Genomic DNA, 15996 nt, shown 5'->3' with positions numbered 1-15996 from the left:
GAATCACTATGGATACTACCTTTAACTTTTCTCTGGCTTTGCCCGAGATCCTGCTCCTGGTTCTGGCTTCGTGTGTGCTGATTTTTGATGCATTCAGTACACACAAACAGCGCCATTCGACGTTTGTTTTCAGCCTGCTGACGCTTGCCGTGGTTGCGGCCAGCGTAGCCTGGCAGTGGTCCAAGGGCGTGAGCGGTGTCTCCTTTGGTGGCCTGTTCGTCGTGGACGAAATGGCTCACTTCCTGAAGCTGCTCTCGTGTGCAGCCGTGGCCGCCACCCTGATCTACGGTCGTGAATACGCTGAGCAGCGTGACATGATGGAGCGTGGTGGCGAACTGTACACCCTGACTTTGATGGCTCTGCTGGGCCAGATGATCATGATTTCGGCCAACAGCATGTTGACCGCTTATCTGGGTGTGGAGCTGATGTCCTTTGCGCTGTACGCACTGGTTGCGCTGCGTCGTGAACATCGCCAGTCCATCGAAGCGGCTCTGAAGTACTTCGTACTGGGTGCCTTGGCATCGGGTATCTTGCTGTACGGTATGTCCATGATCTTTGGCGCTACCGGCCATCTGGAATTCCCGCTCATCGCTGAAGTCATCTCCAACGGTCAAGCCGAGCGTCTGGCGCTGGTCTTCGGTGTGGTGTTTGTGGTGGCTGGTCTGGCCTTCAAGTTGACGGCGGCTCCTTTCCACATGTGGACACCGGACGTCTACCAAGGCGCCCCAACTACCGTCACCCTGATCATCGGTGCGGCTCCCAAACTGGCTGCTTTTGCCGTGACCATGCGCTTCCTGATTGAAGCCCTGCACGGTATTGCCGTGGACTGGCAGCCCATGCTGCTGATCATGGCCGTGCTGTCGCTGGCTCTGGGTAACCTGACGGCGATCATGCAAAAGAATCTCAAGCGTATGCTTGCGTATTCGACCATCTCGCACATGGGTTTTATTTTCCTGGGCTTGCTGGCTGGCGTGTTCAATGGCGAGACTCACTCTCAAGCCTACGGTGCTTCGCTGTTCTACGTGGTGATCTATGTTCTGACCACACTGAGTACCTTCGGTCTGATCCTGGTTTTGAGCCGTCGTGGTTTTGAATGTGAAAACATCAGCGACCTGAAGGGTTTGAACCGTCGCAACCCTGGCTTGGCTTTGGTCTGGCTGCTGTCCATGTTCTCCCTGGCTGGTATTCCTCCGCTGTCCGGCTTTGCCGCCAAGCTGAGTGTTCTGCAAGCCGTGGTGGGCGCGGGCTATGTCTGGCTGGCCGTGTTTGCCGTGATCATGTCCTTGATCGGTGCTTTCTACTATCTGCGTGTCGTGAAGGTTGTTTACTTCGACGAACCCGAAGGTGAAGAGCATCCTGTGGCAACGGGCTTGCTGACCAAGTTGGTCATGCTGGTGAACGGTGTTCTGATTATCGGCCTGGGCTTGTTGCCGGGTGGTTTGATGGATACCTGCATCCGCGTGATTCAGTCGTCCTTGCAGTTTTAAGTAGGTAGCACTATGGACCAAAGCCTTTCCATCTGGGTCTTGATTGTTCTTTCCGTGATGACGGCAAACCTGCCGTTTCTGGTGGAAAAGCCCTTGCTGGTTTTGCCTTGGTCCTTGCCGGGCGAACGTTCAGGGCTCTCGCCTTGGTTGCAGTTGCTTGTCGGCCTTGTGTACCTGGCCGTGCTGGCTGCACTGGGTCTGGGAATCTACACGATGATTGCCTCCAGTTCCGGCCTGAACTCCTTGCCCGTCATGTTGGGCAAGCTGCTTTTGGGTCTGGTGTTGGTGGGGGCCATGTTTTACTTTCCGGCTTGGCGTTCGCGCCACCAGAAAATCTCCAAAGGCTTTTTTCCTCGCCTTTTGGAAGTCTGTGCGTTTTACGGAATTGTGGGGGCGTTCGGCTTTGCGTTTGAAGCCAGCATCGGTAACCCGTTTAAGCAGACCTGGGTGTTCTATACCATTACCTTTGCCTTGTTTCTGGTGATGGCCTATCCCGGCTTTGTGTATCGCTATTTGATGCGCCACCCCAAGGGCAAGTTTGAGTAGTCGTGCTATTGAATAAAAAAACCTCGCAAATCAATTTGCGAGGTTTTTTTATGGCTGGCTGTTCCAAGGTCAAAAAAACTGTTTTGTACCTTTCTCGGTGCGCCAGTCTTAAAGCATTGCTGTCCTGATTATTATCGCTCCTGGATGGGTTCGATCGCGGTCTGTTGAAGGTCGTTGAGCTAGACTCACTACTTTCGCCAGTCTAGCCACAAGCAGCCCGCAGAGTCGATCAAGGTTTGTCCAAGGGGGCATGGGTAGCACCAGCCACTCCTAGGCGTTTGCATACGCCCTGAGCCTCTTGAGCCAGTACCAGTGTCAGTTGCTCGGCCGGCAGGGCACGGCCCAAGGCAGCACTTTGTCCGCTCCAAAGGGAACTGAATTCGGTACGGCCTTGTTTTTCGGCTTCGATACGCAGCGGGCTGAGTGCAGAACCTGCATGGGGGAATACCGGGGCACTGCTGCTTAAAGGGCCGATTTCATCCATCAGGCGGGTGCGAATACTGCGTGCGGGGCGGCCGGAAAACAGATTGGTCAGCGCTGTGCCGTCCGAACAACTATTGGCCAGGGCTTCTCGATGCAGCGGGGTGATCTTGGACTCAGGGCAGAACAAGTACGCGGTGCCAATTTGAGCCGCGCTGGCACCCAAAGCCAGGGCAGCGGCAATACCGCGCCCATCGGCAATACCACCGGCAGCAATGACAGGAATGCTGACGGCATCAGCAATTTGGGGAACCAAGGACAGGGTGCTGACTTGTGTATGTACTTTATCGTCCAGGAACATGCCACGGTGGCCGCCGGCTTCCAGCCCCTGGGCGATGATGATGTCGGCGCCGTGCTCCTGCAGCCAGACTGCTTCGGCTGTGGTGGTGGCACTGGACATGACCAGAGTGCCGGCCTTTTTCACGCGTTCAAGCAGCTCGGGGGAGGGCAGGCCAAAGTGGAAGCTGACGACTTCAGGTTTCAGTTCCTCGACCAATTCAGCATGTGGGTTGGAGAACGGTGCGCGTGCTGCTTTGGGTAGTTCCTGGTTCGGATCCAGGCCGTATTCCTGGTAATAGGGTATTAATCGCAACCGCCACTCTTGCAGGGCCTCCGGCTCCAGGCGCAAATCTTCGTGACAAAAGAAGTTCAGATTAATAGGAGCCGACACAGCTTGCCGGAACAAGCCTACTTGTTCCCGAATCTGTTCTGGGCTGAGCATGGCGCAGGCCAGAGATCCCAAACCGCCCGCACGTGCTACGGCAATAGCCAGTTCGCTGTCTTGGGCTCCGGCCATAGGGGCTTGAATGATGGGTTGCTCGATGTGAAGCAGATCCAGCAACGTATTGTTGGGCCAGATGTACATGAAAGGCGTCCTCGTCATTTCGCGATAGCGTTTATCGTAGCAGGATGAGTTCAGGCTGGAAACTGACATCGTCGTGTACAGCTTGGGGTGCGCTGGGCCCGTGGCAGGCTACAATAATTGTCTTTTGGCACAGTGGCTGTGTCGTATTTTCTTGCTTTGTGGACGATCTGATGTCTCATCTCATTCTTCAAGGGCCGCGCCTGGATAGCGCCATCATCGAAAAAATTGCGGCAGTGGTGCAGGCCGATGGAGTGCAGGAGCTAGGTCCTACCGCTGTACGTCTGCTGGGCGCGGATGCCAGCCAGCGCGCTGAGGTGCAGACCCTGTGCAAGACCGGTGCGATGGACTTTGCCTTTTTGGAGCAGATTGATCGCCTGAAAGAAATGCGCGTGTTGGCCATGGACATGGATTCCACGCTGATCAATATCGAGTGTATTGACGAGATTGCCGATATGGCCGGTCGCAAGGAACAGGTTGCCACGATTACCGAAGCGGCCATGCGCGGGGAGATCAAGGATTTCACCGAAAGCCTGAATCGCCGTGTCGCGTTCCTGGAAGGTGTTCCCGTTAGTGATTTGACTCGCGTCTATGAAGAGCGCCTGCAGCCTAATCTGGGTGCGGACCGCCTGATTGCGACGGCTCATGCCCATGGCGTGAAAACCTTGCTGGTGTCCGGAGGCTTCACCTTCTTTACCGAACGCATGAAAGACCGCTTCAGCTTGAGCTATGCCTACTCCAATACCTTGGAGGTGGTGGACGGCAAGCTGACTGGCAAGGTGTTGGGTGCCATTGTGGATGGTCAGGCCAAAGCCCGTTTCCTGCAGGAGCTGGCGGCTGAATTGGGGGTTGGCCCAGAGCAATGTATTGCGATTGGCGACGGTGCCAATGACTTGCCCATGATGTCCAAGGCCAAATATTCGGTGGCTTACCGAGCCAAGCCGGTGGTGCAGGAACAGGCCCGCTTTGCCTTGAATCACTCACCGCTGGATGCTGTATTGAACTGGTTCCGCCTGGACGTTTGATGTTGGGGGATCTTCTGCGTAGTTTGGCAGTACATAATGAAGCCAAGCAGGAAGCCAGGCGTCGCAAACGCAAGGGCGATAAGCTAAGGCAGCAAGGGGAACGGAGTGACCTGTCTGTCGTCTTGTCGCAATCAGGATACTCTGCTTGAGTCTGGGATTGGTTTTGTTTTCAGCCAAACAATGCGATGGTTCGGTCTGTATGTAGAACATCCGGTTTTCCAGAATAAACGCATAAGTAATAAGCCTTATTGTCCAAAAGAAAAGATCGCTGTCAGTGGCAGCGATCTTTTTATGTCCAGCCTTGTTGTTAAGGCTTACTTCTCTTTGCGCAAGCTGTTCAACACATTACGCACGGCTTGAATGCGGTTCTTGATTTCCTCGCCTTTGCTAATTTCAAGCCTCAGCTTGTCCGGGCCAGCCAGGCGTACCTGTTTGTTTTTCTGCACCAGTTCAATAATGCTGACGGCGTCTACATTCGGTTTGGCAGAAAACTGAATCGTTGCCTGAGTTTCGCTGGCATCGATTTTCACAATCCCCAGTGGCTCGGCCTTGATGCGCAAACGATGCACGGCCAGCAGGTTTTCACCGGCCTCTGGCAGCAGGCCGTAGCGGTCGATCAGTTCCTCATGGATATGGATCAGGTCGTCTTCGGTACGGGCGTGTGACAGGGCCTTGTAGTGACCCAGACGGGCGTTCACGTCCGGGCAGTAATCGGCTGGTAGCAGGGCAGAGGTATGCAAGTTCACTTCACACTGCAAGGCAAAGGGCGAATCCAGGTCAGGCTCTTCACCCGCTTTCAGGGCTTTGACGGCGGTGTTGAGCATATCCGCATACATGGAATAGCCCACCTCCTGAATGTCACCGGATTGGGATTCTCCTAGCACTTCACCGGCACCCCGAATTTCCAGATCGTGCATGGCCAGAAAAAAGCCTGCACCCAGCTCTTCCATGGCTTGAATAGCTTCCAGGCGTTTTTTCGCATTGCTGGTGATGGCGTCTTCGCCAGGGGTCAGCAGATAGGCATAGGCCTGGTGGTGAGAGCGGCCCACGCGTCCGCGCAACTGGTGGAGCTGAGCCAGACCCAGGCGGTCTGCACGGTGGATGACGATGGTATTGGCCGTGGGCACGTCAATGCCGGTTTCAATAATCGTGGTGCACAGCAGCACGTTGTAGCGTTTCTGATAGAAGCCCTTCATGACGGCTTCCAGTTCGCGCTCCGGCATTTGGCCATGTGCTACGGCAATACTGGCTTCCGGCACCAGCTCTTCCAGACGGGCACGGCGGTTGTGAATGGTCTCGACTTCGTTGTGCAGGAAGTAGACCTGGCCACCGCGTTTCAATTCGCGCAGCAGGGCCTCACGTATGGTGCTGCCATCTTCACGACGTACAAAGGTTTTGATTGCCAGACGTTTTTGTGGTGCCGTGGCAATCACGGAGAAATCCCGTATCCCTTCCAGGGACATGCCCAAGGTACGGGGGATCGGTGTGGCAGTCAGGGTCAGGATATCGACTTCGGCACGTAGCTGTTTTAAGGCTTCTTTCTGACGCACGCCAAAGCGGTGTTCCTCGTCGATGATGACCAGACCCAATTGCTTGAAACGCACATCCGAGGACAGGATTTTGTGTGTGCCAATCACAATATCGACGCTGCCGTCGTGCAGGCCCGCAATGGCAGCCTGGGTTTCTTTGGTGGAGCGGAAACGGGACAGTTCGGCAACACGGATGGGCCAGTCGGCGAAACGGTCCGAGAAGGTCTGCGCGTGTTGCTCGGCCAGCAGGGTGGTCGGGCACAGCAAGGCCACTTGTTTGCCGTTGGCAACCGCCAGGAAGGCGGCACGCAGGGCGACTTCGGTTTTCCCAAAACCGACATCCCCGCAGACCAGACGGTCCATAGGCTGGCCGGAAGTCATGTCGTTCACGACGGCTTCAATGGCAGCGGCCTGATCCGGAGTCTCTTCAAAGCCGAAACCCTCGGAAAAGGCCTGATAGTCGTTCAGTGGCAGCTTGAATTTGAAGCCTGCACGGGCAGCGCGCTGAGCGTACAGGGCTAACAATTCAGCGGCACTGTCGCGCGCTTGCTTGGCGGCACGGCGGCGGGCTTTATCCCATTGGCCGGAGCCTAGTTGGTGTAGAGGTGCATGCTCGGGGTCGGCTCCGCTGTAGCGGGCAATCACGTGCAGTTGGGCCACAGGCACATACAAGGTGCTGCCCTTGGCGTACTCCAGGTGCAGGAACTCGACCGGGCCTTCGCCCAGGTCCATTTCTTTCAGACCGCAATAGCGACCAATTCCATGTTCGGCGTGAACGACAGGGTCGCCTTCGCGCAGTTCGGACAGATCCCGCACCATGGCTTCCACATCGCTGCTGCGCTCGTTGCGGCGACGGCTGCTTTGGGTGCGTGTCTGGGTGGGGTAAAGGTCATTCTCAGTCAGCAGGCTCAGACTGTCGTGCACCAGTGCAAAGCCACGTGACAGGGGGGCGACAATCAGGGCAAACGCGGCGTCTGATTCCAGAAAATCGGTCAGATTCTGGCAATCTGCCGCGGGCGACAAATCGTGCTCACGCAGCATTTGCAGTAGCGTTTCCCGACGGCCTGCCGAATCGGCACACAGTACGGTCCGGTTTTTTGGGTCCAGTACTTCTTGCCGTAATTGAGCTAAAGGATCCTTGTCACGTCGGTTAACCGCCACCACAGGTAAAGCTTCAAAGTCCGGGTGGGCAATGGGCTGATCGTCAGCCTGCGTGTTCAGGCTGAGGCGGCTAAAGGGTTTGATGCCATTGAAGAACTGCTCGTCTGACAGAAACAGCTTTTCTGGTGGCAGAATTGGACGCTCACGATCGTTCTTCAGGAAGGAAAAACGGCTGTGGGTATCGCCCTGAAAGCGGCCAATCGCGGTTTGGGCGTCCCCGTGAGTAATGACCAGGCTGCCTTGGGGCACGTAGTCCATTAAGGTTGCTGTTTTTTCAAAGAACAGCGGCAGATAGTATTCAATACCGGCAAAGGCAATGCCGTTGCCTACATCTTTATAGGGCAGGGCGCGTGACGGATCGCCCTCAAAGAACTCGCGGAAACGCGCCCGGAATTGCGTGCGCGCCTCTTCGTCCATGGGGAATTCACGGCCGGGCAAGAGCTGGATTTCCTTGACCGGATACAGGCTGCGCTGGGTATCGATATCAAAGCTGCGTATGCTTTCGATCTCGTTGTCGAACAGGTCCAGACGGTAGGGCAGCACGGAACCCATAGGGAACAGGTCAATCAGGCCACCGCGAATGCTGAACTCGCCCGGAGCACTGACCTGAGCCATGTGGGTGTAGTTCGCCAGCATTAGCTGTGCGCGCAGTTGCGTTTCGTCCAGTTCATCGCCCTGGCGGAAGGAGAAGGTGTAGGCAGCCAGAAAAGAAGGCGGGGCCAGACGATACAGGGCCGTGGTGACGGGGACCGTCAGCACATCGACCTCGTGCATGGTCAGGGCATGCAAGGTGCGCAGGCGCTCGGAGATCAGATCCTGGTGAGGAGAGAAGCTGTCATAGGGTAGCGTTTCCCAGTCCGGCAACTGGCGTACGCGCAGGGTGGGGCCAAACAGCAGGATTTCCTCGGCCAGCCTTTGAGCGGTCAAGGGATCGGCGCAGAGCACCAGAATAGGCGCTGTATGCTGGCGGGCCAGGTCGGCAATCAAGCAGGCATCGCCCGAGCCAGGAGGCATGGGCTGCGAGTAGCGTTGACCGGGGCGTAAGGCAGCCAGCACATCTTGGGTGCTGGGCAAGGATAGGGAGTGCTGTTTTTCGGTTTCCATCAGGATTGTCATTATAAAATCACCCACCTATGAAGACTACCTTGATTGCAATTGTTCCAGCCGCCGGTATCGGCTCGCGCGCCCTGGATTCTGCCACGAAGGCGCAAGGCTTGCCCAAGCAATACCGTTTGCTGGGCGGGCAACCCATGTTGCGCCGCTCGGTACAGGCTTTGCTGGCCGATGAGCGTATCAGTCAGGTGCGTGTGGCGATAGCCCCTGGTGATACCTGGGCCGCCACCGTACTGGAAGGTTTGCCGCGCACGGTCTGCCTGCCTTGTGGTGGGGAAACGCGGGCTGAAACGGTGCTCAATACCTTGCAGAGCCTGGATAAGGACGAACAAGCCTGGGTTCTGGTTCACGATGCCGCTCGCCCCGGTTTGCCCAAACAAGCCCTGGCGCGGCTGATTGATGCCTGCTTGCAGACGCAACGCGGTGGCTTGCTGGCTTTGCCCGTGGCTGATACCGTCAAGCGCGCAACGCCTGCCGAGCCGGTGGCGGTGCAGGAAACGGTGGACCGAGACGGCCTGTGGTTGGCGCAGACTCCCCAACTGTTTCCTGCCCATGTCTTACGTGAGGCCTTGCAAGTGGCTAAAGAACAGGGTTTTGCGGTGACGGATGAGGCCAGCGCCATGGAGTTGGCGGGCAGCCAACCTTTACTCATATTGGGTTCGGCGCGTAATTTTAAAGTCACTTGGCCTGAGGATTTTGAATTGATGGAGAAATGGTTATGAGCATGCCGATTCGCGTAGGACAAGGTTTTGATGTGCATGTGCTGTGCGAAGGCCGACCTTTGATCTTGGGCGGCGTCACCATTGCGCATACGCATGGCCTGATGGGGCATTCGGATGCCGATGCCTTGCTGCATGCCATTACCGATGCGATTTTGGGAGCGGCAGGCCTGGGGGATATTGGTCGTCACTTTCCGGATACGGACCCCAAATACAAGGGGGCCGATAGTCGAGTGCTGCTGCGTCATGCTTATGAGCAGGTTCGCGCGGCGGGCTGGTTGGTAGGCAATGTGGATGCCACGATTCATGCACAAAAACCCAAGATTGCACCACATGCTCCGGCGATGGTGGCCAATATCGAAGCTGATCTGCAATTGGAACCCGGCAGTGTGAATATCAAGGGCAAGACAAACGAGGCGATTGGCTTTGTGGGGCGTCAGGAAGGAATTGCGGTTACCTCGGTGGCTTTGCTGTATCGAGCCTGAGCGGTTTGGGTTTGAGACTGGCCTTGGGCAGGGAAAAATCCCTGCCCAAGCTTGATTCTGCTTAGGAGGCTTTGTTGTCCTTATCGGCCTGGTTGCCAGGCACATTGCGGCTGGCACGGATACGTGGCAATTGAATGCGAGCAGTCAGGCCTTCGGATGGAGCACTGACCAGTTCAAAGTGACCTCCGACCTGTCCCAGTAAACGTTCCACAATCGCCAGTCCCAAACCGGCGCCACTGACACCTGTTCGGGCCGAGACACCACGGGAGAAGGGACGTAGCAGGCGCTGGATATCGCTTTTTGCAATCCCTGCGCCCTGATCCTTGACGGCAATGATCAGGATATTGCCATGCTGGTGCGCCGACAGCTCAATGCGCGCCCGATCATCTTCAGGGCTGCGCCCATAGCGACGGGCATTTTCGATCAGGTTGGAGACGATACGCTTCAAATCGTGTGCGCTGATGCGGGCATACAGATTGGGCTCGACGGAGGCCGTCAAAATGCCACCCAGCGATTCAGTATGCGTGCGTTCACGCTCGTAGACATCATTGAGCACGGCAGAAACATCAATACCATGTTCAGGGACGGCGGCAGCAGGACGGGCATATTCCATCAACTGACCAATACTGTGATCAATTTGGGCCAGGTCCTCGTCAATGGCGGCACGGGTCTCGTCCGAGACCTGGCTTAATTCAATTTCCAGACGCATGCGGGCCAATGGCGTGCGCAAATCGTGTGAAATGCCAGCCAGCATGATTTCCCGATCCGCCTCTGTCTGGCGAATGTCGCGCGCCATGCGGTTAAAGGCGATATTCATGTCGCGGATTTCAACCGGGCCTTTTTCGGGCAGGGTGCTGGGAGTCTCGCCACGGGCCAGTTGCTGAGCCACTTTGGCCAGTTGCGCCAAAGGCCGGTTTACAAAGCGCACACTGACTGCGGCACCAATCAAGGCCAGCAGCAAGGCGGTAGCGCCCCAGCCCAGCCATTCCACGCCGGCCGTCAGACTTAATTGTTCGCGGTCAAAGACCAGCCAATACTGATCTTCATTGATATCGAAAGACACCCAGATGCCAGGAACGCTGTTGACCGACCACATGATGAGGGTCTGACTACCCAAAGCGCCACGCACTTCGGTGGAGACGTGTTGCCAGTAGTTGGAGCGCGGCAGGGGCTCAAGCTCGTCCGTGTTCTCGCGTGGCTGCACGCGCAGACTTTCCTTGGTGGCCAGATCCAATAGCAGGGCAGGGCGTACCGCCGGGGGCGCGTACACCAGAGCCGACCGGGTGATGCTGACAATGGACGCCACGCGCTGCGCCATCTGGGCTGCGCGTGGGCCTTCTTCCATACTGAAGAATACTTGCAGCCAGGCACCCAGGCTGACGAGCATTAACGCGGCGAGCAATAAAAAAGACCGGCTGAATAAACCCAGCCGGATACTTGAGTTTTTGCTTGCTCGGCGTTGGGCGGCCACGGCGGGCCGCCCGTCTTGCTGACCGGAAGACAAGGTCAGTTACCGCCGTCTGGAACAAACACGTAGCCCAGGCCCCAGACCGTTTGAATGAACACGGGCTTGGAGGCATTGGGTTCGATCAGCTTGCGCAGACGCGAAATCTGTACGTCCAAGCTGCGGTCAAAGGCTTCGTATTCACGGCCACGCGCCAATTCCATCAGTTTGTCGCGCGACAAGGGGATCTTGGGATGACGGGCAAACACTTTCAGCACGGAGAACTCGCCCGTTGTAATGGGAACGACTTCGTTATTGCGTGTCAGTGTTCGAGTGGACAGGTTCAGCACATAAGGGCCGAACTCGATCGATTCATTTTCCTGACTAGGTGCGCCGGGGTGTTCCTCGGTACCACGGCGTCGCAAGATAGCGTTGACACGGGCCAGCAGTTCGCGGGGGTTGAAAGGCTTGATGAGGTAGTCATCGGCACCCATCTCCAGGCCCACGATACGGTCGATTTCTTCGGCCTTGGCAGTAAGCATGATGATAGGGGTGTTGTCGTGACCGCCGCGCAGCCGGCGACAGATGGATAGGCCATCCTCGCCTGGCAGCATCAGATCCAGTACCAGCAGATCGAAATGCTCGCGTTGCCAGAGTTTGGCCATTTCTTTACCGTCTTCGGCAACGAAGACGTTGAATCCTTGTTCAGACAAGTAGCGACGCAATAAATCGCGCAGCCGAGGATCGTCGTCAACGACAAGAATTTTGCGGGTGAGGGGGGGGGTCGGCGTATTCATAGCGAAAATGTAACAGGCATCAGAAAGCGCGTATAGGGGGGCGTAGAAAAATATTACACATTAAGTGTTTTGTACTATTTATGCGCCTTGCAGCGGATTTGGGCTGTTTTCAAGCGTGATTGTATGGTGGCAAATAGTCTGATTGGCCGGTTTGATTCAGGCCAAAAAAAAGAGCAGCCAGGGACGAAATGCTTTTTGGGTTCCGCTGTGGAGCACTTTGTCCTTGTCTGATCCCAGGGAGCTGCCTATTTTGAGCCTGCTTAAACTAAAATAGCGCGATGGATGCACATATTCTTGCCTTGGAAACTTCCTCCAATCTCTGTGAACTGACCTTGCTGTCTCGCACGCAAGCCGGTATTTCGCTTGTAGAGCTAAGCCACGAAGGTAGCGGCGACCATGCCGAACGCCTTTTGCCCATGGCCGAGCAACTGCTGGAGCAAGCGGGGGTGGATAGACACGCCTTGACTGCGATTGCGTTTGGGCAAGGCCCAGGTGGATTTACGGGACTGCGCGTGGCCTGTGGTGTGGCTCAAGGCATGGCTTTTGCCCTGGACTTGCCAGTGCTGCCGGTCTCGTCCCTGTTGGCGGCGGCTGCTTGTGGTAAGCCTGTGGAGGGCACGGCCTATGTGGTGGCACAGGATGCACGCATGCAAGAGGTCTACGCGGCTGTGTACTGTTGGACCGCCGAGAAATCCTGGTCTGTGTTGCAAAGCCCAGTCTTGCTTGATGCCGCCCAGGTCACGACCTGGATTGTCCGTTTGCAAGCGGAAGGCTTGATTGCACAGCAGCAGCCTATTCAAGTTGTGGGCGATGCGCTGGAGCAGTTTCCTGATCTGGCGCCTGCTGTTCTGGCGCAGGGCTGGGAAGTGGGTCAGGCATGGCGTGCAACGGGTGCCAGCGTGGCATATTTGGCTTTGCATGATCTGGACGAAGGGCGCGGTGTCTCTCCGGATCTAGCCATGCCATTGTACGTGCGTGAGAAAGTTGCCTACACCATTCAGGAGCGTGAGCAGGGCTTGGGGGGAAATCCCGCCGCTCTGGATCAGCCCTTGCAAATTGAAACCATGCAGGCAGGCCATGTATCCGCTGTGCTGGATATTGAGCGTCGTGTGGAAAGCCACCCTTGGACGGCAGGCAACTTTACAGATGCTTTGGCTAATAGCGCATATTGCTCCCGAATCATCCACAAGCAAGGTCAGGTGCAAGGCTACGCCATTTGGCTGCAGGCCCCCGACATGATCGAGCTCCTGCTGATTGGGGTGGCCCCCGAACAGCAGCGGCGCGGTCTGGCTTGGCAGTTATTGGACGATGGCCTGGAGTTGGCTCGTCAGCATCAACTGGAGCGTGTGGTTCTGGAAGTGCGGGCCTCGAATACGTCCGCTATTGGCCTGTATCAGAAGTACGGTTTCAAGGCAGATGGTCTACGTAAAAACTACTACCCGCTTAGCGATGGGCGGCGTGAGGACGCGGTCTTGATGAGTCTGAGCCTGGTCAGCAAGGCAGGGGCATGATCGATTTTCAGCCTATTTCTCCGCTGCAGCGCACCTGGCTTTTGGAGTTGGGGCTGGAGCGTGCTTTCTTGGCACGTCTGCCGCAAGCTCAGCCTGTGGTGTCATCCGCAGCCGTTGCGGCCAAGGCGCGAGAGGAATTGGCGCCATCGCAGACGACTGAGCGTGCAGGGCAGCACCTGGATGATACGGGTAGTTCTTCCCCCGTTTCAGCACCTGCTGTGGCAACTGATGCCAGGTCAGCCCGAGATCAGGCGCTGTCTGTCTTGCGTAAATCCGGTGCCAGACCCGTGGCGACAGCGCCTGTCGAAGAAGAGGTCCAGCGGCCTGCCGTGCTGATTCAGCCTGACAAAGCACCGGATATGGCCAGCTTGCTGGAGCAGGTGCAGGCTTGCCAGGAGTGCGGTCTGCATACGGGCCGTGCTCAAGTGGTCTTTGGTTCCGAACTCTTGTCCGAGCCGGACTGGATGATTATTGGTGAAGCACCGGGTACCAGCGATGATCGAAGTGCCAAGCCTTTTGATGGTAAGGCGGGCCTGCTCTTGCAAGCCATGCTCAATAGCGCAATTCCCAATGCGTCGGTTTATAAAACGCATCTGGTGAAGTGTCGTCCCCTGGGTAATCGTCCCCCGACCCAGGACGAATTGGCGGCGTGTCGGGCCTTTTTGGACGCGCAAATTCGCTTGGTACAGCCACGTCGCTTGCTGGCCGTCGGCCATTTGGCAGCGGTGGCACTAAGTGGTCGTGATGAGGATTTGGAAGTTTTGCGGGGTCAGGCCCTGACGTATACCGATGCCCAGGGTCGCAGCCTGCCTTTGGTAGTGACGTATCACCCCGCTTCGCTCTTGTTGCGCCCACAGCACAAAGCCAATGCCTGGCGAGATTTAACCCTGCTGCGCGAGTTGCAAAACCAGCCCTGAGACGCGGGCCCCCGGAAAAAAGCCCCCCCTTTTTGTGAGCAGTTCAAACCGCAGACGCAGTGTGGGGGTGTTGTTATCGCCGGGCCGTCCCAAGGCTCGGCGCCCCCGATAAAAAGCGCCCCCCTTGGGGATGAGCCGGGACACACAGTAGTCCATTGCGGACTGCTGTGTGCCAGACGAATCCGAGCGGCATGCAGGCCGCGAGGTGGGGCGCAAGCCGCAGGCGCAGCGTGGGGGGTATTTTTATCGCCGGGCCGTCCCAAGATAAAAAGCGCCCCCCTTGGGGGGGCAGCAAGCCGCAGGCGCAGCGTGGGGGGTATTTCTTATTTGGCCGCCAAGGCCTGCCCATGTCCTTCTTGTCCAATGCAGGCTTCCAGCTTGGGATGGGTGCGCAGATTGCTATTTTTCCAGATAATGAATACGGTCATCAAAGACGCCACCATCAGGCCAAAGAACACAATGATGTAGTTGATGGGCAAACGCAGCCACAGTAGCAGGCTGTACAGCGCCAGCATGAACAGAATGTTCAGTTGTTCATTGAAGTTCTGGACGGCAATGGAGTGGCCGGCCGACAACATGACGTGGCCGCGATGCTGTAGCAGGGCATTCATGGGGACAACGAAAAAGCCGGACAAACCGCCAATACCCATCAGCAGGGTGTAGACCGCCCATTTCTCGTGTACCAAAGGCATGAGCAGAACCACAAAGCCCATTGCCACGCCCACGGGCAGAACGGCCAGGGATTTTTTCAAGGGAACACGGGCGGCAAAGACGGCGCCAAAGACGGTTCCCAGGGCTGCGACTCCCATTAGCACCGAAGCCTGATCCAGGCGGTAGCCCAGATGCTGGGCGCCCCACTCGATCACAATGAATTGCAGCGTGGCGCCGGCCCCCCAGAACAGGGTGGTGACGGCCAGCGAGATTTGGCCCAGCTTGTCCTGCCACAAAATGCACACGTAGGTGCGGAATTCCTTGAGCAGCAAAATGGGGTTCTTTTGTTGGGGTGGGTAGTCAATATTGGTGCGTGGAATCAGTAGATTGCACAAAGCTGCCGATAGATAAATAAAGGAAATCAGCAAGATAGCGACTTCGGCACGCGTCTGGGCCAACGGCGCAATCAGCGGGTGTTCGGCCAGCGCGCTTGCGATTGATGGGTTGATCAGGATACCGCCCAACACGGTCCCGCCGATGATGGACAGAACGGTCAGTCCTTCAATCCAACTATTGCCTTTGACGAGCAATTCGGGCTTGAGCATTTCCGTGACGATGCCGTATTTGGCGGGGGAGTAGGCGGCAGCACCGATACCAACCAGGGTATAGGAGACAAAGACCAGACCCAATTGCTGGGAGTCGCTCATGCCAAAGTACTGATGGCAAAACATCAGCATACAGCCGATCAGCTTGATGGCATTGGTGGCAAACATGACTCGGCCCTTAGGGTACGAGTCAGCAAACGCGCCTACAAATGCGGCCAATAGGACGTAAGACAGCGCAAACCACCATTTCATCATAGGGACCATCCAGATAGGTCCGTGCAGATCTGCAATCAGGGCGATAGCGGCAATCAGCAAGGCATTGTCAGCAACTGATGACAATGCCTGCGCGGCCATGACCAGATAAAATCCTTTATTCAAAATACATTCCGAATGCGTGTGCTTTCTGAAAACAGTATGGTGGCTGCAAAGCACGAATCTAGGCCAAGTATCAGGCAGGACGAGCTGGCCAGGGGCTGCTCACCACGGTTTTCCTGAAAAACCTGTACCGGTGCGAAATTTACGAACAGAGATGGGGAGCAAGAATAACAGGGACTGCGGGAGCAGTGGTATCAGAAATTCATTGCATATGTTTGTCTGCTCGAATTTTTGGGTCGGGCGGGTGCCGCCAAAACCTGATTGTAAAGGGCTTGTCTGACACGGCGGC

General features: G+C 56.5%; 12 protein-coding genes. 7 read left to right on the top strand and 5 right to left on the bottom strand.

Annotation, left to right across the window (positions count from 1 at the left end; translation table 11 throughout):
• The first annotated feature begins 8 nt into the window (after nucleotides 1-8).
• Both nuoN and ACDI13_RS03105 read left to right on the top strand, forming a co-directional pair.
• Complete coding sequence (gene nuoN, locus ACDI13_RS03110) at nucleotides 9-1487, top strand: NADH-quinone oxidoreductase subunit NuoN (RefSeq protein ID WP_316988816.1); 1479 nt, start codon at nucleotides 9-11, stop codon at nucleotides 1485-1487.
• 12 nt (nucleotides 1488-1499) lie between these two features.
• A complete protein-coding gene (locus ACDI13_RS03105) occupies nucleotides 1500-2033 on the top strand; it encodes a DUF2818 family protein (protein ID WP_316988817.1) in 534 nt (177 codons plus the stop codon).
• A gap of 229 nt (nucleotides 2034-2262) precedes the next feature.
• On the opposite strand, the gene ACDI13_RS03100 is transcribed toward ACDI13_RS03105, so the two are convergent.
• Complete coding sequence (locus ACDI13_RS03100; RefSeq protein ID WP_316988818.1) at nucleotides 2263-3378, bottom strand: nitronate monooxygenase; 1116 nt, start codon at nucleotides 3376-3378, stop codon at nucleotides 2263-2265.
• Nucleotides 3379-3548: 170 nt separating this feature from the next.
• Here ACDI13_RS03100 and serB point away from each other — a divergent pair, with 170 nt between their 5' ends.
• Nucleotides 3549-4400, top strand: a complete 852-nt coding sequence (serB, locus tag ACDI13_RS03095) for a phosphoserine phosphatase SerB (protein WP_316988819.1) — start codon at nucleotides 3549-3551, stop codon at nucleotides 4398-4400.
• A 314-nt stretch (nucleotides 4401-4714) separates the two neighbouring features.
• Here the strand turns inward: serB and mfd are convergent, their stop codons facing one another.
• A complete protein-coding gene (mfd, locus tag ACDI13_RS03090) occupies nucleotides 4715-8194 on the bottom strand; it encodes a transcription-repair coupling factor (protein WP_372372684.1) in 3480 nt (1159 codons plus the stop codon).
• A gap of 29 nt (nucleotides 8195-8223) precedes the next feature.
• Between mfd and ispD the strand changes: the two genes are divergently transcribed.
• Both ispD and ispF read left to right on the top strand, forming a co-directional pair.
• Nucleotides 8224-8925 carry a 2-C-methyl-D-erythritol 4-phosphate cytidylyltransferase gene (gene ispD, locus ACDI13_RS03085; protein WP_316988821.1) on the top strand — a complete coding sequence of 234 codons (702 nt, stop codon included), beginning with the start codon at nucleotides 8224-8226 and terminating at the stop codon, nucleotides 8923-8925.
• On the top strand, nucleotides 8922-9407 hold the full coding sequence (ispF, locus tag ACDI13_RS03080; RefSeq protein WP_316988822.1) for a 2-C-methyl-D-erythritol 2,4-cyclodiphosphate synthase: 486 nt from the start codon (nucleotides 8922-8924) through the stop codon (nucleotides 9405-9407). Before ispD ends, ispF begins: the two co-directional genes overlap by 4 nt.
• 61 nt (nucleotides 9408-9468) lie before the next feature.
• Here ispF and ACDI13_RS03075 read toward each other — a convergent pair whose 3' ends face one another.
• Together ACDI13_RS03075 and ompR are read right to left on the bottom strand one after the other, a co-directional pair.
• Nucleotides 9469-10794 carry an ATP-binding protein gene (locus ACDI13_RS03075; RefSeq protein WP_372372682.1) on the bottom strand — a complete coding sequence of 442 codons (1326 nt, stop codon included), beginning with the start codon at nucleotides 10792-10794 and terminating at the stop codon, nucleotides 9469-9471.
• 119 nt (nucleotides 10795-10913) lie between these two features.
• Nucleotides 10914-11648 carry a two-component system response regulator OmpR gene (gene ompR, locus ACDI13_RS03070; protein ID WP_003801024.1) on the bottom strand — a complete coding sequence of 245 codons (735 nt, stop codon included), beginning with the start codon at nucleotides 11646-11648 and terminating at the stop codon, nucleotides 10914-10916.
• A 278-nt stretch (nucleotides 11649-11926) separates the two neighbouring features.
• Here ompR and tsaB point away from each other — a divergent pair, with 278 nt between their 5' ends.
• Nucleotides 11927-13159, top strand: a complete 1233-nt coding sequence (gene tsaB / locus ACDI13_RS03065) for a tRNA (adenosine(37)-N6)-threonylcarbamoyltransferase complex dimerization subunit type 1 TsaB (RefSeq protein WP_316988823.1) — start codon at nucleotides 11927-11929, stop codon at nucleotides 13157-13159.
• Entirely contained in the window at nucleotides 13156-14076 is a 921-nt protein-coding gene (locus ACDI13_RS03060) for a uracil-DNA glycosylase (RefSeq protein WP_316988824.1), read from the top strand. Before tsaB ends, ACDI13_RS03060 begins: the two co-directional genes overlap by 4 nt.
• 323 nt (nucleotides 14077-14399) lie before the next feature.
• On the opposite strand, the gene lplT is transcribed toward ACDI13_RS03060, so the two are convergent.
• The gene (gene lplT, locus ACDI13_RS03055; RefSeq protein ID WP_316988825.1) at nucleotides 14400-15710 is read right to left on the bottom strand and encodes a lysophospholipid transporter LplT; all 1311 of its coding nucleotides are present in this window, start codon (nucleotides 15708-15710) and stop codon (nucleotides 14400-14402) included.
• Nucleotides 15711-15996: the final 286 nt, after the last annotated feature.

The organism is Alcaligenes faecalis (genome assembly GCF_041521385.1).
GTDB classification, from domain to species: Bacteria; Pseudomonadota; Gammaproteobacteria; order Burkholderiales; family Burkholderiaceae_B; genus Alcaligenes; species Alcaligenes faecalis_E.
This window is presented reverse-complemented; position numbering and strand designations above follow the sequence as displayed.

Bases quoted from the DNA above. Each gene is read 5' to 3' on its own strand.
- ACDI13_RS03105 (WP_316988817.1), top strand. From the start codon at position 1,500: ATGGACCAAAGCCTTTCCATCTGGGTCTTGATTGTTCTTTCCGTGATG.
- ACDI13_RS03060 (WP_316988824.1), top strand. From the start codon at position 13,156: ATGATCGATTTTCAGCCTATTTCTCCGCTGCAGCGCACCTGGCTTTTG.
- tsaB (WP_316988823.1), top strand. From the start codon at position 11,927: ATGGATGCACATATTCTTGCCTTGGAAACTTCCTCCAATCTCTGTGAA.
- ispD (WP_316988821.1), top strand. From the start codon at position 8,224: ATGAAGACTACCTTGATTGCAATTGTTCCAGCCGCCGGTATCGGCTCG.
- serB (WP_316988819.1), top strand. From the start codon at position 3,549: ATGTCTCATCTCATTCTTCAAGGGCCGCGCCTGGATAGCGCCATCATC.
- ACDI13_RS03075 (WP_372372682.1), bottom strand. From the start codon at position 10,794: ATGCTCGTCAGCCTGGGTGCCTGGCTGCAAGTATTCTTCAGTATGGAA.
- nuoN (WP_316988816.1), top strand. From the start codon at position 9: ATGGATACTACCTTTAACTTTTCTCTGGCTTTGCCCGAGATCCTGCTC.
- ompR (WP_003801024.1), bottom strand. From the start codon at position 11,648: ATGAATACGCCGACCCCCCCCCTCACCCGCAAAATTCTTGTCGTTGAC.
- ispF (WP_316988822.1), top strand. From the start codon at position 8,922: ATGAGCATGCCGATTCGCGTAGGACAAGGTTTTGATGTGCATGTGCTG.
- mfd (WP_372372684.1), bottom strand. From the start codon at position 8,194: ATGGAAACCGAAAAACAGCACTCCCTATCCTTGCCCAGCACCCAAGAT.
- ACDI13_RS03100 (WP_316988818.1), bottom strand. From the start codon at position 3,378: ATGTACATCTGGCCCAACAATACGTTGCTGGATCTGCTTCACATCGAG.